The 26,626-nt window shown below is 31.1% G+C and carries 20 protein-coding genes and 1 CRISPR repeat array; of the genes, 12 read left to right on the top strand and 8 right to left on the bottom strand.

Annotated features, from left to right (window positions below; translation table 11 throughout):
* Nucleotides 1–275: 275 nt before the first annotated feature.
* Nucleotides 276–1,241 carry an IS110 family transposase gene (locus RHP49_06285; protein ID WNH13862.1) on the top strand — a complete coding sequence of 322 codons (966 nt, stop codon included), beginning with the start codon at nucleotides 276–278 and terminating at the stop codon, nucleotides 1,239–1,241.
* A gap of 42 nt (nucleotides 1,242–1,283) precedes the next feature.
* On the opposite strand, the gene RHP49_06280 is transcribed toward RHP49_06285, so the two are convergent.
* The 3 genes from RHP49_06280 to RHP49_06270 form a co-directional block, all read right to left on the bottom strand.
* The gene (locus RHP49_06280; GenBank protein ID WNH13861.1) at nucleotides 1,284–2,786 is read right to left on the bottom strand and encodes a caspase family protein; all 1,503 of its coding nucleotides are present in this window, start codon (nucleotides 2,784–2,786) and stop codon (nucleotides 1,284–1,286) included.
* A 167-nt stretch (nucleotides 2,787–2,953) separates the two neighbouring features.
* Nucleotides 2,954–3,235: a helix-turn-helix domain-containing protein gene (locus RHP49_06275; GenBank protein ID WNH13860.1), complete on the bottom strand. Its 282-nt coding sequence runs from the start codon at nucleotides 3,233–3,235 to the stop codon at nucleotides 2,954–2,956.
* Between the two features lie 266 nt (nucleotides 3,236–3,501).
* Entirely contained in the window at nucleotides 3,502–3,684 is a 183-nt protein-coding gene (locus RHP49_06270; protein WNH13859.1) for a helix-turn-helix domain-containing protein, read from the bottom strand.
* A 249-nt stretch (nucleotides 3,685–3,933) separates the two neighbouring features.
* Between RHP49_06270 and RHP49_06265 the strand changes: the two genes are divergently transcribed.
* The 10 genes from RHP49_06265 to cas9 all read left to right on the top strand — a co-directional run bounded on the left by RHP49_06265 (nucleotide 3,934) and on the right by cas9 (nucleotide 15,363).
* Complete coding sequence (locus tag RHP49_06265) at nucleotides 3,934–4,383, top strand: hypothetical protein (protein ID WNH13858.1); 450 nt, start codon at nucleotides 3,934–3,936, stop codon at nucleotides 4,381–4,383.
* Nucleotides 4,384–4,430: 47 nt separating this feature from the next.
* On the top strand, nucleotides 4,431–5,039 hold the full coding sequence (locus RHP49_06260; GenBank protein ID WNH13857.1) for a hypothetical protein: 609 nt from the start codon (nucleotides 4,431–4,433) through the stop codon (nucleotides 5,037–5,039).
* A gap of 17 nt (nucleotides 5,040–5,056) precedes the next feature.
* A complete protein-coding gene (locus RHP49_06255) occupies nucleotides 5,057–5,251 on the top strand; it encodes a hypothetical protein (protein ID WNH13856.1) in 195 nt (64 codons plus the stop codon).
* A 596-nt stretch (nucleotides 5,252–5,847) separates the two neighbouring features.
* A complete protein-coding gene (locus RHP49_06250) occupies nucleotides 5,848–6,345 on the top strand; it encodes a hypothetical protein (protein ID WNH13855.1) in 498 nt (165 codons plus the stop codon).
* Nucleotides 6,346–6,434: 89 nt separating this feature from the next.
* Complete coding sequence (locus tag RHP49_06245; GenBank protein ID WNH13854.1) at nucleotides 6,435–7,346, top strand: AAA family ATPase; 912 nt, start codon at nucleotides 6,435–6,437, stop codon at nucleotides 7,344–7,346.
* Nucleotides 7,324–8,322, top strand: a complete 999-nt coding sequence (locus tag RHP49_06240) for a DUF3871 family protein (protein WNH13853.1) — start codon at nucleotides 7,324–7,326, stop codon at nucleotides 8,320–8,322. The genes RHP49_06245 and RHP49_06240 overlap by 23 nt, the downstream gene beginning before the upstream one ends.
* 633 nt (nucleotides 8,323–8,955) lie before the next feature.
* A complete protein-coding gene (locus RHP49_06235) occupies nucleotides 8,956–9,756 on the top strand; it encodes a hypothetical protein (protein WNH13852.1) in 801 nt (266 codons plus the stop codon).
* Between the two features lie 172 nt (nucleotides 9,757–9,928).
* Nucleotides 9,929–10,981, top strand: a complete 1,053-nt coding sequence (locus RHP49_06230; GenBank protein ID WNH13851.1) for an AAA family ATPase — start codon at nucleotides 9,929–9,931, stop codon at nucleotides 10,979–10,981.
* A complete protein-coding gene (locus RHP49_06225) occupies nucleotides 10,956–11,618 on the top strand; it encodes an NUMOD1 domain-containing DNA-binding protein (GenBank protein WNH13850.1) in 663 nt (220 codons plus the stop codon). Before RHP49_06230 ends, RHP49_06225 begins: the two co-directional genes overlap by 26 nt.
* Nucleotides 11,619–11,976: 358 nt before the next feature.
* Complete coding sequence (cas9, locus tag RHP49_06220) at nucleotides 11,977–15,363, top strand: type II CRISPR RNA-guided endonuclease Cas9 (GenBank protein WNH13849.1); 3,387 nt, start codon at nucleotides 11,977–11,979, stop codon at nucleotides 15,361–15,363.
* Nucleotides 15,364–15,406: 43 nt separating this feature from the next.
* Nucleotides 15,407–17,683: direct repeats of the CRISPR family, unit length 36 nt; unit sequence GTTGTGGTTTGATTAAAGATTAGAAAACATGATATT.
* 104 nt (nucleotides 17,684–17,787) lie between these two features.
* Here cas9 and cas2 read toward each other — a convergent pair.
* The 3 genes from cas2 to RHP49_06205 form a co-directional block, all read right to left on the bottom strand.
* Complete coding sequence (gene cas2 / locus RHP49_06215) at nucleotides 17,788–18,117, bottom strand: CRISPR-associated endonuclease Cas2 (GenBank protein WNH13848.1); 330 nt, start codon at nucleotides 18,115–18,117, stop codon at nucleotides 17,788–17,790.
* Nucleotides 18,108–18,992: a type II CRISPR-associated endonuclease Cas1 gene (gene cas1, locus RHP49_06210; protein ID WNH13847.1), complete on the bottom strand. Its 885-nt coding sequence runs from the start codon at nucleotides 18,990–18,992 to the stop codon at nucleotides 18,108–18,110. The genes cas2 and cas1 overlap by 10 nt, the downstream gene beginning before the upstream one ends.
* A 338-nt stretch (nucleotides 18,993–19,330) precedes the next feature.
* The gene (locus RHP49_06205) at nucleotides 19,331–21,067 is read right to left on the bottom strand and encodes a glycoside hydrolase family 43 protein (protein ID WNH13846.1); all 1,737 of its coding nucleotides are present in this window, start codon (nucleotides 21,065–21,067) and stop codon (nucleotides 19,331–19,333) included.
* A gap of 82 nt (nucleotides 21,068–21,149) precedes the next feature.
* Here RHP49_06205 and RHP49_06200 point away from each other — a divergent pair, with 82 nt between their 5' ends.
* Entirely contained in the window at nucleotides 21,150–22,181 is a 1,032-nt protein-coding gene (locus tag RHP49_06200) for a LacI family DNA-binding transcriptional regulator (protein WNH13845.1), read from the top strand.
* 68 nt (nucleotides 22,182–22,249) lie between these two features.
* Here RHP49_06200 and RHP49_06195 read toward each other — a convergent pair whose 3' ends face one another.
* Together RHP49_06195 and RHP49_06190 are read right to left on the bottom strand one after the other, a co-directional pair.
* Nucleotides 22,250–24,193 carry a sialate O-acetylesterase gene (locus tag RHP49_06195; protein WNH13844.1) on the bottom strand — a complete coding sequence of 648 codons (1,944 nt, stop codon included), beginning with the start codon at nucleotides 24,191–24,193 and terminating at the stop codon, nucleotides 22,250–22,252.
* Nucleotides 24,194–24,203: 10 nt separating this feature from the next.
* The gene (locus RHP49_06190; protein WNH13843.1) at nucleotides 24,204–26,471 is read right to left on the bottom strand and encodes a glycoside hydrolase family 3 C-terminal domain-containing protein; all 2,268 of its coding nucleotides are present in this window, start codon (nucleotides 26,469–26,471) and stop codon (nucleotides 24,204–24,206) included.
* Nucleotides 26,472–26,626 lie beyond the last annotated feature (155 nt).

The raw sequence follows: 26,626 nt of genomic DNA, 5'->3' as shown, positions 1-26,626 counted from the left end.
AACTGGCTTTTGAAAATCCGCAGGATTTTCCAAGTGACGACAGGCCAAGCCATAGCTTATATACTGCTTAAGTTTGTCTTTCATTAAATTAGATAACTAATAGAAAGAACAAAAGAGAGAAATAAGATTAGTATATACGGTGAAGCCTAGACTTCGACAACATTGATAACCCTCTCTCTTTTACTACTAAGATTTCGTTCAGTTCTGTGAGACCTTAGATCTCGATTTCAAGTTGTTGAAACGTCAGTAGCTCGTTCTTTCCAAATACAGTTCTTATGAATAAATATAGTGAAATTTATGGATTAGACATTAGTAAAGATGTCTTTGATGTTTATGGTTCCCAAACAGGTCACACCCAGTTTAAAAATGATGAGAGAGGATTTAAAAGCTTTTTAAATTATGTGTCAAAAGGCGCATTAGTAGTCATGGAAGCAACAGGCTATTATCATTACCGTTTAGCTCAGTTTTTATTCAAGTCAGGAGTTTGTGTATCTGTTGTGAATCCGCTGTCAGTAAAACGCTTTATCCAGATGAAGTTGGCCAAAGTAAAGACAGATAAGAGTGATGCTAAAGCTATTTGTGAGTATGGACAAATGAATGGTGTTCCTCTTTACACAGCTTTAAATGAAGTCCAGAGCGAATGCTTGCAGCTCTTTAGATTACTAGATAGTTACATAAAACAGAGTACGGCATCAAAGAATAAACTTCATGGGGAAGAAACTTTAGGAATACCTTCAAAGTTTGTATATCGTTCATTAAAGCGTCATGTAAAGCATTTAAAAAAGGAGATTGCCGCGATCGAGGAACGCCTATTAGCTTTAGTGAAACAAGACCAACAATATCAATTAACATTATTAAACAGTATCCCAGGTATGGGAGTAAAGACTGCCTTGTTTTTAATAGTAGTAACTGATGGCTTTAAGAAGTTTGAGACAGCATCGCAGCTATGCAGTTATGTTGGGATTACTCCAACTATAAGATTATCCGGTAGTAGCGTAAGAGGTCGAAGTAGAATAAGCAAGGTTGGTAACAAGAAGCTGAGAAATCTACTGTTTCTATGCGCTTTTTCAGCCTGTAAGCATAACAAGGCTTGTAGAGAAATTTATGAAAGATTAGTTAATAAAGGAAAAAGCAAAAAATTAGCATTAATTGCTGTAGCAAATAAGTTATTAAAGCAGGCATTTGCTATTGCAAAATCTGGAAGACCTTATGATGAAAACTTTGTTTCTAAATTAGCCTAATATTGCTTGTTTTTTAACTCAGTTCTTTGTTGTATGCATTGCTTATTCAAGTATTTTTAATTCAGGTGTGTTTAATAGAGTATTATGGGTTTTTTCAAATGCTTTAATTAAGTTAAAAGGACTAGTCATTCGGTAGTATGTAATTGAAATCGAATTTGGTTCTACTACAATATCATACTCTAATCCTTCGATGTTTATCTTACACCAATTAAGATTATTGTGGTCAAAATCTACTTTGATTTTATCGTTTTCTAAATCTTCTATGTGGTCAATAAGGTTTTCTATATCTATAGATTTAGATAAGTCAAATTTTAATTCATCGAAAGATTTTTCAAAAATCGAATTAAATTTATCGGAATCAATTATTTGGGAATCTTTGAATTCTTCTAAAGTGCGTGTTAAAATGTATTCGCTTGGTTCTTCGTCCAATTGTTCAATATTAATAAAGTAAGTAAAATCAGGTGTTGAAATAGAAGCAAAGCCGTTTTCAATATTGGTTTCCACTTCCTTTCTTTTATAATTTAATTTTTTTATTGAGTCTGTAATTTCTCCAATATCTTCGAATATTTCTCTTAAACTACAGGATTTTATAAAATCTTCGGTTGTTGAGTTTTTATAATTAGGTACTTTATGTTTACCTTTTATAAAACCGTTTAAACTTTTAACATCTCCTCTTTCTTCACTTAACATTGATATTCGTTTAAAAGAAATATTTGAGTAAGATTGTGAAATAAGCTTCTGCTCTATAATTGGGTTAATGTTGATAATTGGAAAGCGATTTGTAAAATTGCCAAAACAAGTGGGTGTTTGGTCTTTTCTGTCAGTAGTATTTCTCTTAACAAAATCTTTGACATTTTTATTTAGAAAATCCTGTAGATTATCGTTAAACAAAATACCATCTTCATAAATTTTATTATTTGCTTTACCAGTTAAAGCCCTAATTAAAAAACTCGACCAAACTCCATTACGTAAAACATCATTAGAAACAGAAGTCTCTGTTGATTTTGATGATGCAAATCCAGAACAATATTCCTCATCTTTATAGAGGTAAAGTAAATCTTCTATTTCGAATGCAGAATTTAAATTCCTTTCATCTTCTCCAAGTTCAAATCCGCTGTGACAGCAATCGAAGAACATAATATTTCTTTTGCAGTCCGACTTTCTAAAAAGAGATAGTATTTCTTTAATTGAAATTCCAGTATTCGTAATGTCTGTTTTATAAGCATCAAAAGGGACTATCCAATTTTGTCCTTCTGAATATGCACCGTGTCCAGCAAAAAAGAATATTATTCTATCAAATTTAGTTGCTTTTTGAGTTATCTTTTCAAGTTCTTTTTTAATTGTAGATTTTGTCGCTTGTTGATTTATTAGAAGTACAATTTCGTTCTCGTCTATTGTTGAATCAATTTCAAATGCTTTTTTTAATTCAGATGCATCTTTATTTGCGTATCTAACTTTACTAAAATCAGACGTTCGCAGATATTCTTCAATTCCTACACTTATCAATAAAGTTCTTCCTGAAACTATTGCAGAGTTAGATTCCATAGTGCTTTTTTTTGCATTGCATACAACTTAGTTATATGATTTATTGAATACTTAATATTATGCCAATTTAGACGGATATGTGTTGATTTATATGGTGTTTAATTGAATTATTAAGAATCATTGCTAATATAATCACTTTCTTACAAATAAATCATAGATTAAACTCATTATTTTTTAAATCTAATAATGGATTTCTCTATCTCACTTCTTTTATAATAAACCCTAGCTCCAATCCCATATGCTGTAAGTTTTCTTTTATTTGTCCAATTCCATAAAGTGGTCATATTTATTTTTAAATATTCAGTTACTTCATTTCTGGTCATTAGTTCAACTGGTTCTTTAGGCTGAAAGTATAGTTTTAAATCATTTAATTGATGTTCTATGGTTGTCAGTTTTTCAAGTGCTAATTCCATTGCTTTTGGTAAATCTTCAAATTTTAATTTTTTCATTTCATCAAATTTTATGTTAAAAGTAAAAATGAGTAATTATTTCAATCATATAAGCATAAATTTTATGCCGTTGATAAATTCTACTTGGAATTAGTGTACGGATCAGTAGAGAATAAAATTATTGAAGTTCGAAGTTTTAAACATGGAATAGAATTAGATAAATATAGTGCCCATATCAAGGTACCATTTAAAAAGCTATAAATAATCTGTCAAAGTTGTCGAGGTCAAGTTGCCAACTTTCAATTGGAAATTAGAGAGGTCTCCTATTATAAATTTAGCAATTCAAAAAATTGAGATAATCTTATTTCTCTAGCATCACATATTTTTTGAAGTGTTTTAACAGGAATTCTGTAACCATCTTCTTGGATAATCTTTCTAACAGTCTTTTCGTCAATATTATGGTCAAGAGCAAAACTCCGATTGGACTTACTAGAGCTTATCCATTCCAAAGCAATATAATTACATATCCTTTTGTTTACGTCAACCATGTAACAAAAGAATAGATTGCCACAGGATTTAATGCGGACGTAAGACCGCAATACTAATAATTTAATTAACTTTAGGGCATATAAAAAGCCCTAAATTGAGGATTCCCATAAAGAAAATAGAGTCCTTATAAACAATTTTGTACCATGGGAAAGTGCATCTAAAATTAATAATTAGTCTCCCCAAGGCTGAACTTAACAAAACTTAATATTATGAAAAAATGTAAATTTTTAATACTCCTGTTAATAGGAGTTATTCTAAGCTCTTGTAGTGATGATGATTCTGGTCAAACAGAGAATGATACTATTAACTATAAGCATGAAGTTATATATGTTGCAAATGACTTTGGAAGTAGTAGTAGCGACAATATTTTTGTAAAAGCAAACCATTCACCAACTCAAGGAAATCCAGTTGAACAAACCAAAACTATTACCGCCTTATTAGACAAGCTTACAGTAATTTTTGATAACTCAAACAATCCAGTTTTTACCATTACTAATAATGGCCCTACGGCTGTTTATATCCAATTAGCAGCTATTCGAGGGGATAGAGATGGTAATTATCCAAGTCCAAATGAAAAGGAAAATGATTTTGAAATTATGAGTGGAGAAAGTAGTATAGTTATTTATAATTACAATGCTAAAGAATATCAATTACAATGATGAAAATGGTTAATCATAAGTGCATTTCAAATTTAAAAAGAAGCAATATGAAAACAACTATGATGATAATGTTCATTTTAATTTTTAGTGTATTTGGGCACACACAAAACAAAGTAGATGAGCTTGTGAAAAAATATGGTGAAAATGAAATCACACTCTATACAACAAAAGGTGAATTAATTGGAAAGCCAGTTGTAATCAGAAATTCAGATAAGCTACCACATTCAATAAAAATAAGCGGCAATACAACAGATTCTAGTAAGATCGCTGAATTATTTTTGACCTTATTCAAGGATAAGGAAGAAGAAGGGTATAAATTATCTGAGTCTAATCCTGCATTAAAATATGATATGAGTAAGCGCAATATAATGTATTTGATATCAGGCAATAATATTGATGGAGGGCTAAAAGTGGAGTATACTAAAGACCAATATTTATTTAAAGCCTCCGCCTCTTTGATCAAGAATAGTTCAAATTCTAATAAAATTGTTAAAACTGAAGTATTTCAAGCTGGTAGTATGGAGCATATTAATCATTTAAATGAAGAGCTTCTTGAAAAACATGAAAATAAAAAACAAAACATTTATGAATTTGAAATTGAAATGATTGATATAAGGAGGTTAGGTGGCAAAAAAGCAACAAAATTTAAATTTTAATACACTTTCATTAAATAATGAAAAAAGAAAGCAACAATAATGGATGTGCTTTTATAGGAATAATTGCTTTTTTTCTTTGTCTATGGGGCTTTACAGGGATGATGGACGGGCATAGCTTTGGTGATGGAGTTGGCAACAGCATAAAAGCATTAGGCATATTAGTAGTTGGTGGATTAGCCATTTATGGCTTTATAAAGCTAAATGATAAATAGTCTCCAGAAAGAATTAAAAGTCATTGAAGGCACATGCATTACGCTGAAAAACAATAATTTATTAATAATAAAGAACAACCGCGAAGAAACAACTAGATAGCAAATGAGTATTCATCTGTAAATTTATGGACATATTTTATATTTCAGGTTTACTCTATATATAAGAAACTATAAAATATGTCCATTTTTTAACAGGTGTTATTTAATGGAATAGTATAAATGAAAAGATGAATCTACTGTAATTCCAAAAACCCCTTTTTATTTTCTACTATACTAATCATGGGGCAGTATTCACGAGAATTTTATTTTTTTTAAATTTTTTTTTAAATTGTTTTCATAGTCGAACACAACATAATACCACAGGCACCCCCTCCCTTTTTAATAAATTGGGCACTTGGGGTACCACAATTCATGTCATGAAATTTTAAAAAGGGATGTTTAATTAGTCCAAAAACGTCGCCAATCTTACCTTCCTGCTAACTCATTAAAAAAACCAAAACTTCACGCTCAACTCTTTTTATGCTTTGGGAGTAATCAGTTTACTTTCAGGCAAATGTTGTGCCTTCAAAACAACTTAATTTAAATCATTTGAAATCATGGATAAATCCAATGTTCTTTCAAACAAGCCAATTATAAAGGCTCACCCCGTAACTGGTGCAATTGTTACTTATTTTGAAAATACTGAAGGGGAAACTTTTGGTAAAGTACGTGTAGACCAGCGTGCGCCTGTAATAAATAATGGGTTCATGTCCTTTGCAAACAGGTCAGCATTCATAACCCTTAATGAGTTGGATGCGAAGGCTATGGAGGCAATTCTTATTGAGGACGCACCTTATCCTATCGAAGGAAAAGTAGTTGTTACTGAAAGCTTAGAGCCTTTTTATGAAGGACAGGAACCAAAGCGCAAAGGCACTGAGGGTGAAATAATCACTCATCTTGGCGCACCTGTTTACAGGAAAACTAATTATGTGTTTGACCTTGAAGCTACTGATATACTTCTTGTTTCAGACCGAGATGGTGTAACTGTTAGTAAATCTGCAGAATCACTTGCTGAATTTTCAGAACAAGTAATTGAGCAAGAATTAGTGATGTAGTCGCCAATTCAACTTTTTCGAGTAAGGGTTTTATTCCAAAATGGAATATGACCCTTTTTTATTAACTAAAATTTTAAATACGAATTATAATGAATTTACAAAAAGCTCAAAAACAACGAGTAAAATTAAGAATAGGAATATCGAGTCCAAGTGGATTTGGTAAGAGCTACTCAGCCCTATTAATGGCGTTTGGAATGACCAATGATTGGTCTAAAATAGCAGTAATAGACACTGAAAATGGCTCAGCAAATCTCTATGCTGCACTTGGCGAATACAACACTCTAAACCTGGAAGCTCCGTATTCTCCAGAAAGATATATTGAGGCTCTTAAAACATGTGAAAAAGCTTCGATGGAAGTAATAATTATTGATTCAATCACACATGAATGGAACGGAAAGGGTGGATGCCTCCAAATCCATGAACAACTAGGTGGAAGGTTCCAAGACTGGAGTCGCGTAAGTCCCAGGCATCAAGCATTTATTGATGCAATATTAGCATCAACTTGCCATGTTATTACAACAGTAAGAAAGAAAATAGATTATTCCATGGATAAGGATGCTAATGGTAAAACCAAAGTTGTTAAGGTGGGATTGAAGGATATAACTCGCGAAGGTCTAGATTTCGAAATGACCACTTGCTTTGAAATTATAAATGACAACCATTTAGTAATAGCATCTAAGGATCGTACAAATCTATTCTCTGGAAAGCCAGAATTTAAGATAACAAGCGGAACAGGAAAACTACTAGTTAACTGGTGCAATAACGATAAGACAGAACAAGAAATACTTGCAACAATAGCTAAAGAGATTTTTGCATGTACCACAGTTGAAGGATTACGCCACATCTACATAAAGTACCCGAGCTATCAAACTAAAATCAAGGATACGATTCTCATAAGAAAGAAGGCTATTGAAAATGCAGCATCTCAAGTAATACCAAACTCACAGATAATTAATCAACAATCTAAAAATCAACAAAATGGAATTGATCAGAACAGTTAATAACAACATAAGTAGTCAAGTTATATCAGAAGATGATGTTACTATATCACAAGGAAATTTTATAGAGGCTAACACAGAACAGGTGAGCTTATCACATCTAAGACAGGATTGCACAATTCCTGTTTTTGCTAAAGATAACGAGAGCACCATACCGCATTTTGAGTTTATAAGCGCAGTGAGAGAAACAGCACAGCAACTATTTCCAGAAGGAACAGTTATGATGCCTAATATTAGAACCAGTCATGTTATTAAAGGACGTATTCCTTCTGCAATAGGCAAACCAGCAAAGGAATTATTGGAGCACGAGAAAACCATTTATTACGAGCGTTTGGCTTTTATGTTAGAAATACCTCATGTTCATACTTACATCAACAACCAGAAGCTTAATCTAACCGTTGGTGGTGTTCGTTCGTACTCTGAGCAAAACCTATTTTCCAAGAAAACCATCGAAAGGTTTAAAATCTTTATCGGTTTTAAAAATATGGTGTGCTGTAATTTGTGTATCGCTACAGATGGGCTAAAAGATGATTTAAGAGTAAGTAGTGTAGACGAGCTAAAATCTAAAACGCAAGAACTGTTTTTAAACTACAAACGAGAAGAGCATGTTGATAATATGAGAAATCTAAAGGATTTCATTATTAACGATGAACAGATGGCCCACTTGTTAGGCAAGATGAAAATCTATAATCATTTAAGAAAAGACAAAAAGCAAGGGGTGTTTGATTTAAATATCACGGATTCACAAATCAACACCATTGTCAAAAACCACATAGATGATGAGCATTTTAGGGCAGATGATGATGGTTATATAAACCTATGGAATTTGTACAACCTCTTTACAGAAAGCACGAAGAGTAATTATATAGATAACTTCTTAAGCAGAAATAGCAATACTTATGAGTTTGTTAATCATTTAAGAGCGGCCTTGAAAAATCAAGAAGATAATTATTTCCTTTTGAAGGATATTATTATGTAGCGTTTATCAATAAAATTATTTTTAAAACATGAGCAATAAGCATCTGATTGAGCTTTTGAAATATTGCTCGCCACACATTATTTACGTGGTTAACGGTCAAAATAGAATTATTAAACTACAAACACCCTTTAAGTTGAAGGTGTTACAGGAAGTTGGTGTCTTAAGGAAACATCAAACAGTTTCCTGCACAGAATTAAAAATTACTTACGAGGGCAGGATTGTGTTCTGTATAGATGGTAAAAACTACCATACACATCATTTTGACATTTTAACTAAATAAATGATGAAGAGCATTATGCTGTATCTTTTTATTCTATTTTTCTATGAAAATTAGAATATTTTCTGAGACGGTTTTGGCTCTATAATCATAAAACTACTGAGAAAAAGTTATTTGCGCATTGGAAAAGTATGGTAAGAAGTTGAGTTTATAACTTGGCTTTTTACGCATGCTTATCTAAAAGAGGTAGTTTTTGACTAATTTTTGAAAGAATAATAATTACTGACATTAAAATACTATGGCTAAAATGAAATTTACTAATGTAAAATCATTGTTTTACTTATATAAATTAATTGGTACTTTTATTAATATATTGTAATTGCATTGTATGCATTATATGCGCAAACCTAACTTTAATGGAAAATAGACTTTTATTAATAGAATTAAACCAAGGAATCCCAAAAACACAAAAAGAAATAAATATAATTAAAAAGGATTTTTTGTTAAATGACATCCGCCATAAGGAAATTGTTAATAATGGTGAAACCCCGACACTAGATTTAAATGAATCCAATATTCAAGCTGAAGTTGTTGTTGGTAAATCAAAAAGAACATTTCATGATGAATTTGGTTTTGAGCGAGAGGTAGTAGATTTAGAATATGAAATAGAAACCATAAATTTTTATGAAGAATTTGATAAGGCGCTAAATATATCTTTTGATGAATATTGTTCGAAATTCATAAAAGAATTAGATAGAAAGGGTGTTTATACTTCAGAAAGCATTGAGGGATTTAAAAAAAATCAATTAAAAAAAATCAATGATTTAATTACCTACTTAAATCAAAGCTCAGATTTTGAAGCTAAGGATAAGGCTTTGATAATACAGTTTTGTGAAAAACTTTATGATTTTTCATCAAATTTTAAATCAGAAGATTTCCAAATTAGTGACAAGTTAAAGTTTAAGCTGAACAAGAATCAGGTTATTTGGTTATTTCAATCCATGTATGATAAAAATGTTATATCTGGAATCACACATCCAGATTTATTTAGGTTTTTAGATGATTATTGTGAGTATTTTGATAAAGCTAAATATCATCAAATGTCAAATTCTCGAATTCAGGCAAATAAATTCATCAATGGGCATGCTTCTCCTAAAGAATCTATAAAAGCTTTAAATGAAAAATTTGATAAGGACTTCTTCAGTTCATCAATATAATTAAAAATACATATAAAAAGGTAAGAGGCATTTAGCCTCTTTTTTTTGCAACATACTGAATACATTGAACTTTAGGTGGATACGTTTTTTTGTATCCATATTTGTCTAAAATAATAATCAATTTCGCAATAGAAAAACCACAATAGTGTTGGTTTATTATAAATTTTGAACAATGATTAAAAAATCATTAAATGATAAAGGGCATTTGACATTTAAAGAAGTATTGAAGGAATTAAAAACAAGACCAAAACCAAAATTTTTATGGCATGGTATAAAAGAAAAGTCATTTGGATTGGTCTTTGGGCCGAGTAAAAGTGGTAAAACCATTTTTTGTGAAAATTTAGCTATGAAATTGGCTTACGGAGCAAAGGAGTTTTTTGGATATGAACTTGATGGCAAACCAAAAAAGATACTCTTTGTTGGTTTAGAAGAGTTTTGGGAAAATCGAGCTGAACGCAATAAGATTCAATATAATACTTTGAATGACGTACAAAAAAAACTTGTTGATGATAATTACATGTATCAAGGGTTGGATTTTCAAAGCCGAATTTTAAGTGATAAAGATTGGACTGAACTAAAGCATTTAATTAAAGATTCAGGAGCAGAAGTCGTATTCATAGATAGTATCACAAGAATGAATCCAGGTAAACTTGAGGATAGTTCTGATGCTGAAAAAGTCATGCAAAGGCTCAGGAATATCTGTTACGATCTAGGAGTTACATTAATATGTATACACCATACGCCTAAAATGTATGATAAGCCTTTAGTAATGGATAGTATAAAAGGGAGTTCTGTATTTGCGCAAGAATCTGATTTTGCCTTAGGCATAAATAGAACCAGTAAAGGGGTTAGATATTTAAAAGATATTTTCTTTAGGTATGCTCCAGATGATAATGAAAAAGTAAATGAGTTTAGTATTTCATCAGAAACATGGTTGGAATGCTATGGAGATGCAGACGAAGGTGAAATTCTTAACAGGTCAGATAGAAGACGAGTAGATGATAACAGAGATAAAATTATCCAATATTTTGACTCAAATACTTGTACTGCTTTTGAAACGGCACAATTAGTTCGTCATTTCACAACTTCCCTTACAATAAAGGAAAGGCAAGTTAAATATTATTTGAGTGAACTGGTTAAAGAGAAAAAAATTAGTAACCCAAAGAAAGGAAAATACAAATCAAATAAATGTAGTGATGATGATGAAGGAAAAGAAGAAAATTAATGTAATTTATAAAGCCCAAAATAAGTTAACAGGAGAAGTTTATATAGGTGCAACTAAAAATAGTATCCATCAACGTAAACTTGACCACCAAGAACGGGCAAATAGAGGTGAGAAAGGTCAATTTCAAGAAGCTATCGGGACTTATGGTCCCGATGCTTTCACTTGGACTCAGATTGATACTGCTAGTACTACTGATGAGTTGGCTCAGAAGGAAAAAGAGTATATAATACGGTATGATAGTAGAACTAATGGCTTAAACAGCGATAGTGGCGGTGGTATCCAAAAAACTATTTATCAATATTCCATTGAAGATGGAAGCTTAATTGCTAAATATGACTGCTTAGAAAGTGCAGCTAATGCAGTTAGTGCAGCTAAGACATCAATAAGTAATGCATGTTTAGGTCAAAATAAAACTTGCAAGAGTTACTATTGGTCTTATTCTTATTCTATTCCGATGAATTTAAAAGATAAGAGAAGGAAAACTGTAATTAAAATGGCTTTAGATGGACGTATTTTGTCTGAATATAAGTCTGTGGCTGAAGCTTCTAGAAAGACAGGGGTTTCTAAATCTTGCATTGCAAGGTTTTGTAGAGGGGATAGGAAGCCTTCTGAAGGCTATAGATGGCAATATGAATAATGTTTAATTAAAAGAAAGGGCATCAAAAGGGTGTCCTTTTTAATACAGAACACCTAATGTTTTGTCAAACTGTGGTTTAATTCTGCGGGTTCTTCCCCTACACAGGGAGTATAAAGATTATTAATAGATATGATTTGTGGTCTAGTCATGACCTTTATAGTTTAAAAAAAGTAGTCCCACCGAAGCAGGACTAAAGATTTTCATCTACGGCATATAGCCTTATTGTGATAAGATTAAAGATTAGAAATTTTAATCTATGTCAAATATAACAAAATAATACAGAAATGCCTATGATAAATCCCGTAAAATCTTACGTTATTTTTTTGTATTTTTAATAATTCTTTAATATTAAAAATAGATGTCAAAAATTTTAGGTTTAGATTTAGGAACTAACAGTATTGGTTGGGCATTAATAGATGATGAACAAGATAAAATACTAGGCATTGGAAGTAGAATTTTTCCAATGGGTGTTGAAAATTTAGGAGATGGAGACAATGAAATGTCTAAAAATGCGAGTAGAACTGGAGCAAGAGGAGTTAGACGTCAGTTTTTTAGAAGACGTTTAAGAAAGAAAATATTGTTAAATGCACTTTCAAAATACAACATGTGCCCATTAACTGAATCTGATTTTAAAGAATGGAAAAAAACTAAGCGGTTTCCTGAAAAGAAATTAGCCAGTTGGTTTGCTTTAAATCCTTATGAATTAAGACAAAAAGCATTAAAAGAAGAATTGACCTTAGAAGAAATAGGACGCATATTTTACCACTTAATTCAACGTAGAGGTTTTTTAAGTAATAGTAGAAAAGGAGGTAAAGATGATGGTGCTATTTTTAAAGGTAATGCAAAAGATGGTAAAATAGGTATTACTGAAACTCTTGAAAGTATTCAAGACAAAACCTTAGGGTCATATTTATACCAAATTTATCCAAAAGAAAACACACCTTTTCAAGATGGTTTAGAGCGTATTAGAAATAGATATACAACACGTCAAATGTATGTTGACGAATTTGAGCTAATCTGGAATAAACAAGCTCAATTTCATGAAGCTTTAAATAATGACTTAAAAACACTTTTTGGAGGCAGAAAATTAGATGACTATAAAGAGGATGGTATTTTATTTCATCAACGTCCTTTGCGTTCTCAAAAACATTTAGTTGGCAATTGTTCTTTTGAACCTACAAAAACCAAATGTCCAATAAGTTCTATAGTTTTTGAACAGTTTAGGGTTTGGCAATGGGTAAATACAGTTGAATGTAACGGATTAAAAATAAGTCAAGAAGACAAAGAAAAAATTGTAAACTTTCTGTATTCTGTAGATAAACCTGTATTTAAAAGAATAAGAAAAGTTATTGGGAAAGAAAGCGCAGAGCATAAATTTAATTATAAGGACAATGATAAAATAGTTGGTACACATACCATTTCAAATTTATCTAATAAAAAATATTTTGAAAAAAAATGGTTTGAATTTACTGAAAAAGAACAAGATGATATTTGGCATGTGCTTTATTTTTTTGATAGTAAATCTAATTTAAAAGACTATGCTATTAAAAAGTGGGGGTTTAACGAGGTTCAAGCAGAAGCTATATCTAAGTTTAATGTTAAAGACGGTTATTCAAGTTTAAGTAGGAAAGCAATTAACAATATTTTACCCTTTATGCAACTAGGTTACACTTACGATGTTGCTGTAGTAATGGGTGGGATTAAAAATACTTTTGGCGATAAATGGCAGAATGATACACCTGAAGCTAATAAAAATCAATTGGAGCTAATTGATAATGTAGAAGGCATAGTACGTTCTAAAATTGAAGGCGGATTTATTGAAACCATTAAAGCATTACTCCGCAAAGATTTTGGTTTTAATGATAAACAATTAAAAAAGCTATATCATCATTCTGCAACTATAGATGCTAAAACTTTAGTTAGAAAGTTACCCGTTGGGAAAGAAGCCGATAAAGAAATACAATCTATTAGAAATCCTATTGTAATTACAGCGTTATTTGAATTACGAAAGTTAGTAAATGAACTAATTAAAGAATACGGACAGATAGATGAAATAAAGGTAGAAATGGCACGCGATTTAAAAGCATCTAAATTACAACGTAATACTGTAAGAAGAAATCAAAAACGTTTAGAAGCAGAAAATGATAGAGTAAAACATGAAGTAGAAAAATACACGCGTATTACACACGATAATATCTTAAAATTTAAACTTTGGGAAGAATGTAAAAAAACATGTCCGTACACAGGAAAAGGTATTTCTATTACAGATTTATTTTCAGGACAGGTACAAATAGAGCATATTCACCCTTGGAGCAGGTCTTTAAATGACAGTTATAGTAATAAAACATTATGTTGGGCAGATGAAAATAGAATAAAAGGAAACAAAACACCCTTTGAATTTTATGGTAATGATGAAGCCAATTGGTCTACAATAAAAGAACGTGCATTAAAATTGTTTTCTGATACTAAAGAATACCCTAAAGCCTATCAAAAATTTAAAAGATTTATTCAGCAAAATTTTGATGATGATTTTACTTCAAGACAATTAAATGATACAAGATATATAAGTAAAGAAGCTAAAAATTATCTTTCTAAAATTTGTGATAAAGTTATTGTGTCTCCAGGGCAAGCAACTTCAAATTTAAGACATAAATGGGGGCTTAATCATATTTTAAACAATGAGAATTCTAAGTCTCGTGAAGACCATCGTCATCACGCTATTGATGCCTTAGTAATGGCTTGCACAAAAGTTGCTTATGTACAAGAGCTAACAAAATGGAATAGATATAAAAAAAACTCAGAAATGAAAAATTTCCCATTACCATGGAAGACTTTCAATTATGATGCAGAAAAGGCTGTAGAAAATATTTTAGTATCTCATAAGCGAGTAGCTAAAGATATTACCGTGAGAACGCATATTACAATCAAGAATGGAAAGAAACATAAAAATAAAGGAGTTGCAGCCAGAGGGCAATTACATAAAGAAACTGTTTTTGGTAAACGTAAAGCACCATTTAGTGAAGAAGCTTTCCATGTTAGAAAACCAATTGATACTTTAACTACTTCAAAACATATAGACAAGGTTGTAGATGAAACAATCAGATTATTAATTTTAAAGAAGGTACAAGAGTTAGGTGGTTTTGTAAAAAACAAAATTCCAGCTAATACCTTTTTTGTAGTTGATGAGAAAGGTATAAAACAACCGCAAATATTCCTACCTAATAAAAATGGTAGTCCTGTACCTATTTTAAGAGTAAGAATGAAAGAGAATTTTAGTGGTGCAGAACAATTAAAAGACAACTTAAACCAATGGGTAAACCCAAGAAATAATCACCATGTTTTAATTTATAAAGATGAGCAAGATGTTTTAAAAGAAGCTGTGGTTACTTTTTGGACCGTAGTTGAAAGAAAAAGACAAGGATTACCTGTTTATAAATTACCAGAAGGAGGTAAAGAAATAGTATCGACATTACATATTAATGATATGTTTTTATTAGGAATAAATGAAGATGAAATTAATTGGGAAAAACCAAATTATGAGCTTTTAAAAGAGCATTTGTATAGAACTCAAAAGTTGTCTTCGAAATTCTATGAATTTAGACTGAATACAGAGGCTTCAATTCAAAATAACTATCAACCATATTATGTAAGAATTCAAAGTTTTGGTGAGGGCAAAACAGGATGGCTATCATTTACTCCTATAAAAATAAAAATCTCAGTTTCAGGAAAAATTCAAAAAGTATAATTGGTCATTTTTGGAATTATAAGCAGAAAGTTCATTGACATATTTTTTTGTTTGATTAAAGATTAGAAAACATGATATTGAAATAACTGCCTTTTGTTTTCTATGAAGCGTTGTGGTTTGATTAAAGATTAGAAAACATGATATTAATGCATGGTTATATTATAATTCACTCACAGTTGTGGTTTGATTAAAGATTAGAAAACATGATATTTTTTAGAACTGGCAAAATGAAACAATTATCGTTGTGGTTTGATTAAAGATTAGAAAACATGATATTAAAGAAATATAATTTATCTACCGTATAGCCGTTGTGGTTTGATTAAAGATTAGAAAACATGATATTGTTTATAGACTTCGACACACTTTCTGAGTCGTTGTGGTTTGATTAAAGATTAGAAAACATGATATTAAGAGGCAATTGGTTACTATTAAATCTCGGGTTGTGGTTTGATTAAAGATTAGAAAACATGATATTACTGCTCTTTTCATAATTCAATTTTAATGTGTTGTGGTTTGATTAAAGATTAGAAAACATGATATTAAATTGTCCGTCAAAGATCCATCGCCGATCGTTGTGGTTTGATTAAAGATTAGAAAACATGATATTATATCCGAGATCATATCAACTAACAGCTTCGTTGTGGTTTGATTAAAGATTAGAAAACATGATATTTTGCTTGCTGATTCACTAACTGAAGCTTGAGTTGTGGTTTGATTAAAGATTAGAAAACATGATATTATGAGTAGAATTTACTGTTTATAACATACCGTTGTGGTTTGATTAAAGATTAGAAAACATGATATTACCTTACAAGATTTAATAGATTTAGCTCCTGTTGTGGTTTGATTAAAGATTAGAAAACATGATATTCATTGCCAACACCACCTATACGTAATTGCTGTTGTGGTTTGATTAAAGATTAGAAAACATGATATTATGCATGGTTGTATTATAATTCCATAACAGTTGTGGTTTGATTAAAGATTAGAAAACATGATATTAGCGTTAGATACTGTTAACGATAAGCTAATGTTGTGGTTTGATTAAAGATTAGAAAACATGATATTCCATTTGTATGTTTAAATTCGATGGAAGTAGTTGTGGTTTGATTAAAGATTAGAAAACATGATATTAATCGTCTTTTTCAATATTTGAATATTGGTGTTGTGGTTTGATTAAAGATTAGAAAACATGATATTTTTCTTCCTGACGCTCTACGTCTTCCTCATGTTGTGGTTTGATTAAAGATTAGAAAACATGATATTTGATATTAATGGTTTGTCATCATCGGGATTGTTGTGGTTTGATTAAAGATTAGAAAACATGATATTCCATTTGCAGAAGAGCAGGTGAGCGATAGGTTGTGGTTTGATTAAAGATTAGAAAACATGATATTTATAAGTCATCTGTTAAAGATGGGGCTTTAGTTGTGGTTTGATTAAAGATTAGAAAACATGATATTAATTGCTTAGTTCGTGTTCTATATCTGCCAGTTGTGGTTTGATTAAAGATTAGAAAACATGATATTATCAATATAATAAGAACCTTCTTTATATACGTTGTGGTTTGATTAAAGATTAGAAAACATGATATTCGTGGTCTTTTATTAAAGTAACTTCCTCTAGTTGTGGTTTGATTAAAGATTAGAAAACATGATATTTCAGATCTGTTTCGTAATGTAGCGTTTGGAGTTGTGGTTTGATTAAAGATTAGAAAACATGATATTATAGAATTATCACTTCTATTATTAGTATTAGTTGTGGTTTGATTAAAGATTAGAAAACATGATATTTTAGCACCCGAATTAGAAAACCTAATCAAAGTTGTGGTTTGATTAAAGATTAGAAAACATGATATTATCACAAACATAAAGGAAGTCCTTACGCAAGTTGTGGTTTGATTAAAGATTAGAAAACATGATATTAAAAAGGTTTGTCCGATTATGAGATATACTGTTGTGGTTTGATTAAAGATTAGAAAACATGATATTAGTCCTAAAATGAAAATGATAATTAAATACGTTGTGGTTTGATTAAAGATTAGAAAACATGATATTCACATGGTTTAAATGATGACTATGTAATATGTTGTGGTTTGATTAAAGATTAGAAAACATGATATTAATGCCATTACAAGTAGTGTTACCCCTTGGGTTGTGGTTTGATTAAAGATTAGAAAACATGATATTACCGTCTTCAAAAGCAGGTATTGTTTGTGCGTTGTGGTTTGATTAAAGATTAGAAAACATGATATTTTAAAAATTACATGCCCTTTATTTAGCTCGTTGTGGTTTGATTAAAGATTAGAAAACATGATATTAGTTGGCTTGTTACCTTCTAATAATCATATAATTAAAGTAAAATATCGTTAAAAAGAATGCTTCTTTTTTGCAGTGATAAGGCAATATTGAGGCATTTTTTAATTTAAAACAATTCTAATTGTGTGGGTTGTGGTTCTTTTGGCTGCTCTGCACGTCCCCAAAAATTCATAATATTACCAAATTGCTTATCAGTAATTCTTAAAACACTTACTTTGCCTAGTGGAGGTAACAGTTTTTTTATTCTTTTTTCATGAGCATCTGCACTTTCACTGCTTGCACAATGCCGCATATAAACAGAGTATTGCATCATGGTAAAACCATCTTTCATAATATTTTTTCTAAAGCCAGCAGCATTCTTTCTGTCTTTAGGGGTCTCGGTTGGTAAATCAAAAAATACAAATAGCCACATAATCCTGTATCCATTTAATTCCATAGCTTAGGATACTTAATCTTCTTTCTTTTGCCAGAATAACATTGCTGTAAAGAGCTTGCTGTTTTTTGTAACGCTACCATTAATGGGCTTTTCTCATTCTTAAAATATACGGTTCTAGTTAATATAGATAGAATCTCAGACTTTATTTCTGTTGTAAGTTCTTGCTCATCATAATGCTGCATTATATGATGTGTTATTTCATCTATAACAGGTCTAAAGGGTTCCATTATGTCATCAGCTAAAGCAAAGGCATTGTATTTACTTTTATGATGAATACCTAAGGTGTTTAATAGCCCACTACCAGAAAGTGCTCTAGCTGTGGCAGCTCTTAAAATAGCATAACCATAATTTAAAAAATTATTAGGATAATTACCAAAACGGGCTCTTTTAAAATCAATTTCAAAAAAAGACTTCCAGTAAAAATTTGCTGCTACAGCTTCCATATTTGAAGTATCTCCACTCAAAACCTTACTTGCTAAATATTCAAACTTGTTTTTTGCTCCAGTTATTTTTTCTAATAACAACCCTTGGTTATTAATTTTTTCAATGATTGTTTGTTGCCATAATTGTTTTTTTAAAGGGATGCTTGCATTTATTTGGTGTTTAAATATTTCTTGTTGAATGTGATGACTATTTAAGTTTAATAGCATGCCATTAGGAAGGTGTTTATCATTACAAATAATGCATGCGCAATTGTTATTAATTAAATTATTTAGTGCAGGAATGCTTATAAAGGATTCGTGATGGTCTATTACAATATAGCCAATGTCTTCAATAGGTATTGTTTTATTTCTATTTTCTGATTTTATAACTAATTGCTCATTAGAAGTAGTAATAGAACATTTATTTGAGAATAGTAAGGTTTTCTTAATCATGAATTATAAAGCATTAACAATTATTAGAGATTTTGCTAATTAATAATTCTCATTAAAAGGGAGTAATAAATATACAAATTTAGAATTTAAAAATATAAAGGGTTTTATTTTTAATGTGTTATGAATTTTTTATAGAGTCCCATCCAGACCACAAGATTAATCTTATGCTAAATAAAGAGGTGAACAAATGGGTGTCTTTTACATGCGTAATATAGTAATATTTTAAAAATCAAAGCAATAACCTCCTTGGTTCGAGCCCAAGAGAAGGAGCAAAAAAAGTTCAACAGAAATGTTGGACTTTTTTGTTTTTAATATGTAAAAGATAATTTTTTGAACGTCTAAAAATGCTTCAAAGACGTATACATTCCCAAATACGTACCAACAAAACCACCTGCATTATTGGTGCTTAATATAGAGGCATCCATGTGATCTCCTAATAATATCCAAGGTTCTTCTTCTTTTGTTTTATAATAAAAATTGTAAAAACGTTTTTCACCTTCTATTTTTAAAAACAAGTCATCTGTGTTTTCATTTAATTCCTTTTTTGTAATAATAGTAGGTTTACTGGCATCTAAAGGACCTGCATTTTTTTCTAAAAACACTTCAGTATTGCCATTTTTATTTAAACGTTTTCCTATTAATAAATAAAAATCTTCATTTTGAAACGCCACTAAGCCTGCTGTTTGTAATGTATCTGTTACTTTGTAAAACAGTTTAGTAGATGCTTCAAATTGTAAATGTTGCTGCCTTCTTCCTATAAACGAATAATTTGTCTTAGTATGTATGGATTCTGTTCTAGGTTTTATAAGCAAATTATCGCCATCTAGTTTGTGCCAATTTTCTAAAGGTGTTCTTATAAAATTCCAATTAAAGTTTAAGGTGTTTTTATTAAAATCGTCATGAGACACAAAATTACCTGTGGTAGGTTTTATTGGTTCTTGTGATATTGGTAAGTTTGGTTTTTTATGTATAACAGGTAATGGGTTTTTGCCACCAACAACAGTTGGCCAACCATTTTCCCAAGATACAGGCATTAAAAAGGTCTCTCTACCTGTATTATATAAATCATCTTCATAAGGTCTGCAGCCTAAAAACACAGACCACCAATCGCCATTAGGCAGTTCTACAAAATCGGCATGTCCTGTTGATGAAATTGCATTTTCTCTACTAGGATTTAAATGACGCTGTGTTAGTATAGGGTTGTTTTCATAACTTAAATAAGGACCAAAAACAGCTTTACTTCTAAACACTACTTCCGAGTGATTATCTCTGGTACCTCCTTGAGCGCAAATTAAATAATAGTAACTGTCTTTTTTAAAAACGTGAGGCGCTTCAACCCAAACAGGTTTTATATCCATGCTCGTACCACCATTCACCAGTAGTTTAGAGTCGCCAATGACTTTTTTGTTTTCCAAATCATATTCAAACATATAAATAGCACGATGACCTTCATGTTTCGAAATATTATTTGGCGGTACACCATTATGTGTGATATATACTTTGCCATCATCATTAAAGAAAAGGTCTGGGTCTATACCTTCAACCTCTGGAAGAATTATAGGGTCTGACCAAGGACCTTCAGGGTTTTTAGCAGTTACAATAAAGTTTCCAGACGCTTCAACGTTTGTGCAAATGACATAAAACGTACCATCATGATACCTTATAGTTGGAGCAAACATGCCTTTAGATACTTTTAAGCCACTAAAATCTGCTTGTTCTTTACGAGTAATTACATGACCTATTTGATGCCAATTAACAAGGTCTATACTTTCAAAAATGGGTATCCCTGGGAAGTATGAAAATGATGAATTTATTAAGTAAAATTTACCATTGGCATAGCAAATACTAGGATCTGGATAAAAACCAGATAAAATAGGGTTTATATATGAATCATTCGTTTTTGAAATAGATTTGAAAGAGTCATCTTTACCTTGGTAATTAAACCAAAAAAAAGTGCTATATTCATGGTTCGCAACCGATTGTTTAGAGTTGAAAATTTTTTTACATGAAATGAATAAAGTTAATAAACTTAGGATAGATAAATTTTTTAAAAAAACAGTAGAAAAAATAGGCATATTTTGGTTGTTTAATTGATAGTTTAAATATAATATATCTTTTTTTTAAAGATGTATTATATTTACTAAATTTTTTTATTGAATGAAAGAACATACAGAAGTTACTATTTATGATATTGCAAAAAAACTAAATTTAGCTACTTCTACTATTTCTAGGGCATTAAAAGATCATCATAGTATTAGTAAAAAAACTATTGAAAAGGTTAAAAAAACGGCTGAAGAAATGGGGTATCGTCCAAATAATCTGGCAGCTAGTTTAAGAAGTAAAAAAACAAAAACAATAGGTGTTTTATTACCTACCATCGAACAGCCTTTTCTTGCCTCATTAATTAGTGGCATAGAAATTACTGCAAAAAAAGCAGGGTATAATGTTATTATTGTACAGTCTCATGATTCTTATAAAGGCGAAGTTAATTTAGTTCAGTCTTTATATAATAATCGAGTTAGTGGTATTATTTGTTCGTTAGCTATGGAGACAAAAGATACGTCGCATTTTCAGTTATTTATAGACAGTAATACCCCTTTGGTTTTTGTTGATAGGGTACCCAAAGAAGAGTTTAATACATATAAAGTTATAATTGATAATTATAATGCTGGTTATAAGGCAACAAAGCATCTTATATCTCAAGGATGTAAACGAATAGCTCACCTTGCTGCAGGATCGGAATTTAGTATATATTATGAAAGAAAAAAAGGCTATTTAGATGCTTTAAAAGAATTTAACCTTCCTATTGAAGATGAACTTATAGTTAAACTAGACGGAATAACTTTAGAAGAGGCGGCTAGAGCTACCAATAAACTTCTTGATTTAAAAAATCCACCAGATGGAATTTTTGCTCCAGGTGATATTTTAGGAGTGAGTGCTATACAATGTGCGAAAAAAAGAGGTATTAAAGTCCCTGAAGATTTAGCTGTAATTGGTTTTAATAATGACCCCATTTCACAAATTATAGAACCTCATTTATCAACAATTACCAACCCTGGATCTAAAATGGGTCAAGCTTCAGCAGAAATTATTTTGAAAACTTTAAAGTCTAAAGATAAAGATGAGGTTAAAGAAACACGGGTGTTAAATACTGAAGTTATTATTAGAGAATCTTCTAAAAGGAAATAAAAAAACACTTACTATTATACAAATTTGTCTCAAGTAAGTGTCATTCTTTTTTTATTTCATAAAATTATTTATTCAGTTTCAAAAGGTGATGCAGGCAAGCCTTCTTTGTTAAATAAATTTGGGTTATCTGGATTATCTGCCCATGCATAACGCACATATTTTGGATTTGAAATTTGCTCGCTAGAAACTATTATTTTATCGCCTTCTATTTTAGCGTCTGCCCAAACAAAGTTTTTATCATCACCAGCAATAGCAAACTCACTCAGTGCTTCACCATCAATAGCAATTAATCCACTACCAACATGAGCGAATGAAAGAATCATCTTGTTGCCTTCTATTTTATGATCTTTGTATATCGGTCCTGAATAAACAATATCTTGATTATATGCTAGTTTTAGTCCTGCAAGAGCCATACGTTCTCCTACGTCTTTTTTGTTCTCTGGATGAATATCATTCCATTCTCCTAAATCAATATTAACGGTCATTGCTGTATTAGGATTAGAAAGTGCTTTAAGTTGAGTTTGTCTAAACTCTGCCCAACCACTTTCTGAAGGTGAATAGGATACATCCATAAAATTTGGAAGTTGTGCATATATAAATGGAATTTCGGGATTATTAAATACTGTTCTTAAACCAGAAATTAAGGCATGCATATAGCCTTCATATTTTTTTGATTGCCCCGTGTTACTCTCGCCTTGATACCAAAGAATTCCTTTTATGGGATATTGATTATAAGGCGCTATCATCGCATTATAAAGGGATGTTGGTTCGTTCTGAGGGTTTATTGTTCGTTGCTTTTTAGTAGATGAAGAAAAGAAATTGCTGCGAGGTTTAAAAACCTCACCTACTTTGTATTTCCAGTAACCTTTAAGATCTATAGTGTCATTTGCTGTACATATATAATAAGGCTTATCTGAAACAAAACCGCCTTTTCCAGAGTTATTAGTAACACGTATTACAAAAATATTTTTACCTAATTTTAGAGTGTTAGCTGGTAATGTATATCTTCTTTGTGGATATTGATAGGTTGTGTTTCCAACTTTTATACCATTTATATATAACTCGTCGGCATCTACAATTCTTCCCAGAAAAACGCGTGCTTCTTTACCAACCATGGATTGTGGAATATCAATTTCTTTGCGGTACCATACTACACCATTTAAATCTTTAACACCTTGGTCTTCCCAGTATCCAGGAATATTAATTGTTCTCCAGTTTTTTGGAACAAAATCTACAGCATACCAAGGTTTTTCTCCAATTAAGCCTTTATCTGTTATTTTTGGAGTTTTTGTAGCATTGGGAAACGTTCTTTTTTGACTATTTACAAAAGCAGTATCTTTATTTTCTTCAATTATTTTTAAGATGTCTGGGAAGTTTTTATAACCTTCTTTTGGAATCCAAGCTTCAATTGGTGTACCACCAACACTCGCATTAATAAGGCCTATAGGTTCATGGTATTTTTCATATATTTTTTTCGCAAAAAAGTAAGTTACTACTGAAAAAGGTCTCACTTCTTCGCCTACTGCTTTTAGCCATTTACCGCCTTCTAAATCTTCTTTTTCTCCAGAGATACTAGTAGTTTTAGGTACTTTATAATGGCGTATTTCGGGATAATTAGCGGTAGCAATTTCATTTGCATAAATAATATCATGTCTATATAATTGATGTTCCATATTGGATTGTCCAGAGCAAAGCCAAACATCACCTATTAGAATGTCTTTTATTTCGATATCATTTTTACCAGATATTTTTATGGTGTAAGGCCCACCTGCTTTCATTTTAGGGAGATTCAAGCTCCAGTTCCCCTTTGTAGATGCCTTAGTTCTGTGTTTTCTTTCGTTTAAGGTTACTGTTATTTTTTCATTAGGACTTGCCCATCCCCAAAGGGGAATTTTGACATCCTTTTGCAGCACCATGCCATCACTTATTAATTTAGGAAGCTTAACTTGACTAAGTATAGTATTAGAAGTTAGTATGACTAGAGCTATAATTAAAGCTTTAAATGTATTCATTTTTTGAAAATTATTTTACGTTAACTAAAATTTCAGACATTTTAGAAGCCCCAAGTTCAAAACTTCGTTTCATTGGGCTAGAACCACCTATAGATATTTTAAATGCACCAGATTCTATAGTTCTACTACCATCATTTTTTACAATTTCGAAATCTTTTGGTGTTAACTGAAATGATATGTTTTCAGTACTTCCGGGTTCTAATGTTATACGTTTCGTGTTGATTAATTGAGAGTTTGGAACACTAACTGTTGCTTCTAGATCTGAAATATAAACTTGTATAATCTCATCAGATTTTACATGTCCTGTATTGGTAACAGAAACTTGCACAATAAGGTTTTCTTCCTTTGAAATAATTGGAGATGATACCTCAATATTAGTGTATTCAAAAGTTGTATAACTCAATCCGAAACCAAATGGGTATAATGGCGTTTCATTCATATATTTATATGTGCGTCCTTTCATAGAATAATCGTCAAAGGCAGGTAGTTGGTCTAAGGATTTTGGAAACGTAATTGGTAACCTTCCCGAAGGCGACACATTACCAAAAAGAATATCGGCAACAGCAGTTCCGCCTTCTTCACCAGGATACCAAACAAATAAAACAGCGTCAGACAAGGCTTCTACTTCTGCAAGGTTTATTGGGCTTCCTCCGGTAATTATTGTTACAATTGGTTTTTTATTGTTTGAGTCTTTGTTGGCAGTTTCTCTTAATTCTTTTAGGTAATCTATTTGATTTTCAGGTAAATTATAGTCTAATCGGTCTCCAGCAGTATTTGAATCTAATGAATCCCCTTCTTCACCTTCTAATTGACTAGAAACCCCTAATACTACAATGGTTACATCGCTATTTCCAGCATGTCCAGTTGCATAATTTATTGGGTTTATAGATGGCTTGTTAAGCATGGCTCCTAATCTAAATTGTAACTGACTTGTAGGTTTTATTGCTGCACTAATGCCTTCTAAAATGGTAACCATATTAGAATTTACCCCGTAGTAATTTCCTAAAAGTATTTCTATACTAGCGGCATTTGGTCCTGTTACAAAATACTTAGATAAATCATTGCTTAAAGGCAAAATACCATTGTTTTTTAGCAGTACTATACTTTTTTGAGCCACCTCTTTAGACAGTGCTCTATGGGTTTCGCTATTTACAATATCAATAGAGATAGCATCATAAGGGTTACTACCTTTAGGGTCAAACAAGCCTAATTTAAATCTTGTTTGTAATAAAATTTCTAATTGTTTATCAATTTCTTTTTCTGTAACTAATCCCTTTTTAACAGCATCATTTAAGGCTTGATAAGTAGGTCCGCAGTTAAGACTTACACCGCTTTTTACGGCTAGAGCAGCAGCTTCAGCATCAGAATTCACGACGCCATGACCACCTTCATCAGGTTGTTTGTAGAAATCTATTAAAGCGCTACAATCTGTTAAAACATGACCTTTAAAGTTCCACGTATCTCTAAGAACATCGGTAATTAAATAATTACTGGAACAACAAGGTTCCCCATTTGTTCTATTGTATGCACACATTACAGATTCTACATTAACATCAACCAATGCCTTAAAAGCAGGTAAATAGGTTTCCCATAAATCTTTTTGGTTTACTTCGGCATTAAATTCATGTCTTACTTTTTCAGGACCACTATGCACAGCAAAATGTTTAGCACAAGCTGCCGTTTTTAAATAATTTGGATTGTCTCCTTGCAAACCTTTAACAAAGGATGCTCCCATAATAGAAGTTAAATAAGGGTCTTCTCCGTATGTTTCTTGTCCGCGACCCCAACGAGGATCTCTAAAAATATTAATATTAGGTGTCCAGAATGTTAAACCATTATACTGCCTGTTGTAGCCTTTCTTATTGGTAGCATTATAAATAGCTCTAGCTTCATCAGAAATTACTGAGGAAACACGATACGCTAAATCGGCATCAAAAGTAGCTCCTAATCCAATAGCTTGAGGGAAAATGGTTGCAGAACAAGTGCGACCAACACCATGAAGCGCTTCATTCCAATAGTTGTAGGCTGGAATTTTCAGACGTTCAATTGCCGGCGTACCATTCATCATTTGTCCTATTTTTTCTTCAAGTGTTAATCTCCCCATTAAATCTTGTACTCTGTCTTTAATTGAAAGTGAAGGATTGTAAAAAGCAAAAGTATCCTGTAGCTTAATATTGCTATTATTAGTGTTTTGAATTTTGTTTTCCTCTTGTTTACAGGAGTTTATAATGGTGATAAATGATATTAACAATAAAGCTTTTAGTAGTGAATTTTTCATATAAATGGTTTCTTTAATTAAGTTGGGAAATAAAATAACAGTAAAAATAGATTAAAAATTTTTATATTTAATAGGAATGCTTTAGATTTACGCAACCGATTGCAAATTAAATATATTTTTTGTTTTCACAATGAATTTATACATATATTGTACAA

It is taken from the genome of Flavobacteriaceae bacterium HL-DH10, assembly GCA_031826515.1.
GTDB lineage: Bacteria > Bacteroidota > Bacteroidia > Flavobacteriales > Flavobacteriaceae > Thalassobellus > Thalassobellus suaedae.
The sequence above is the reverse complement of the archived record's forward strand: the minus strand, read 5'-3'. Positions and strand labels throughout refer to the sequence as shown.

Coding starts and splice junctions, on each gene's coding strand:
- RHP49_06190 (WNH13843.1), bottom strand. CDS start 26,471: ATGAAAAATTCACTACTAAAAGCTTTATTGTTAATATCATTTATCACC.
- cas2 (WNH13848.1), bottom strand. CDS start 18,117: ATGGAATTAAATGGATACAGGATTATGTGGCTATTTGTATTTTTTGAT.
- RHP49_06240 (WNH13853.1), top strand. CDS start 7,324: ATGGAATTGATCAGAACAGTTAATAACAACATAAGTAGTCAAGTTATA.
- RHP49_06275 (WNH13860.1), bottom strand. CDS start 3,235: ATGAAAAAATTAAAATTTGAAGATTTACCAAAAGCAATGGAATTAGCA.
- RHP49_06230 (WNH13851.1), top strand. CDS start 9,929: ATGATTAAAAAATCATTAAATGATAAAGGGCATTTGACATTTAAAGAA.
- RHP49_06280 (WNH13861.1), bottom strand. CDS start 2,786: ATGGAATCTAACTCTGCAATAGTTTCAGGAAGAACTTTATTGATAAGT.
- RHP49_06245 (WNH13854.1), top strand. CDS start 6,435: ATGAATTTACAAAAAGCTCAAAAACAACGAGTAAAATTAAGAATAGGA.
- RHP49_06255 (WNH13856.1), top strand. CDS start 5,057: ATGAAAAAAGAAAGCAACAATAATGGATGTGCTTTTATAGGAATAATT.
- RHP49_06235 (WNH13852.1), top strand. CDS start 8,956: ATGGAAAATAGACTTTTATTAATAGAATTAAACCAAGGAATCCCAAAA.
- RHP49_06250 (WNH13855.1), top strand. CDS start 5,848: ATGGATAAATCCAATGTTCTTTCAAACAAGCCAATTATAAAGGCTCAC.
- RHP49_06285 (WNH13862.1), top strand. CDS start 276: ATGAATAAATATAGTGAAATTTATGGATTAGACATTAGTAAAGATGTC.
- RHP49_06200 (WNH13845.1), top strand. CDS start 21,150: ATGAAAGAACATACAGAAGTTACTATTTATGATATTGCAAAAAAACTA.
- RHP49_06260 (WNH13857.1), top strand. CDS start 4,431: ATGAAAACAACTATGATGATAATGTTCATTTTAATTTTTAGTGTATTT.
- RHP49_06265 (WNH13858.1), top strand. CDS start 3,934: ATGAAAAAATGTAAATTTTTAATACTCCTGTTAATAGGAGTTATTCTA.
- RHP49_06225 (WNH13850.1), top strand. CDS start 10,956: ATGATGAAGGAAAAGAAGAAAATTAATGTAATTTATAAAGCCCAAAAT.
- RHP49_06205 (WNH13846.1), bottom strand. CDS start 21,067: ATGCCTATTTTTTCTACTGTTTTTTTAAAAAATTTATCTATCCTAAGT.
- cas9 (WNH13849.1), top strand. CDS start 11,977: ATGTCAAAAATTTTAGGTTTAGATTTAGGAACTAACAGTATTGGTTGG.
- cas1 (WNH13847.1), bottom strand. CDS start 18,992: ATGATTAAGAAAACCTTACTATTCTCAAATAAATGTTCTATTACTACT.
- RHP49_06195 (WNH13844.1), bottom strand. CDS start 24,193: ATGAATACATTTAAAGCTTTAATTATAGCTCTAGTCATACTAACTTCT.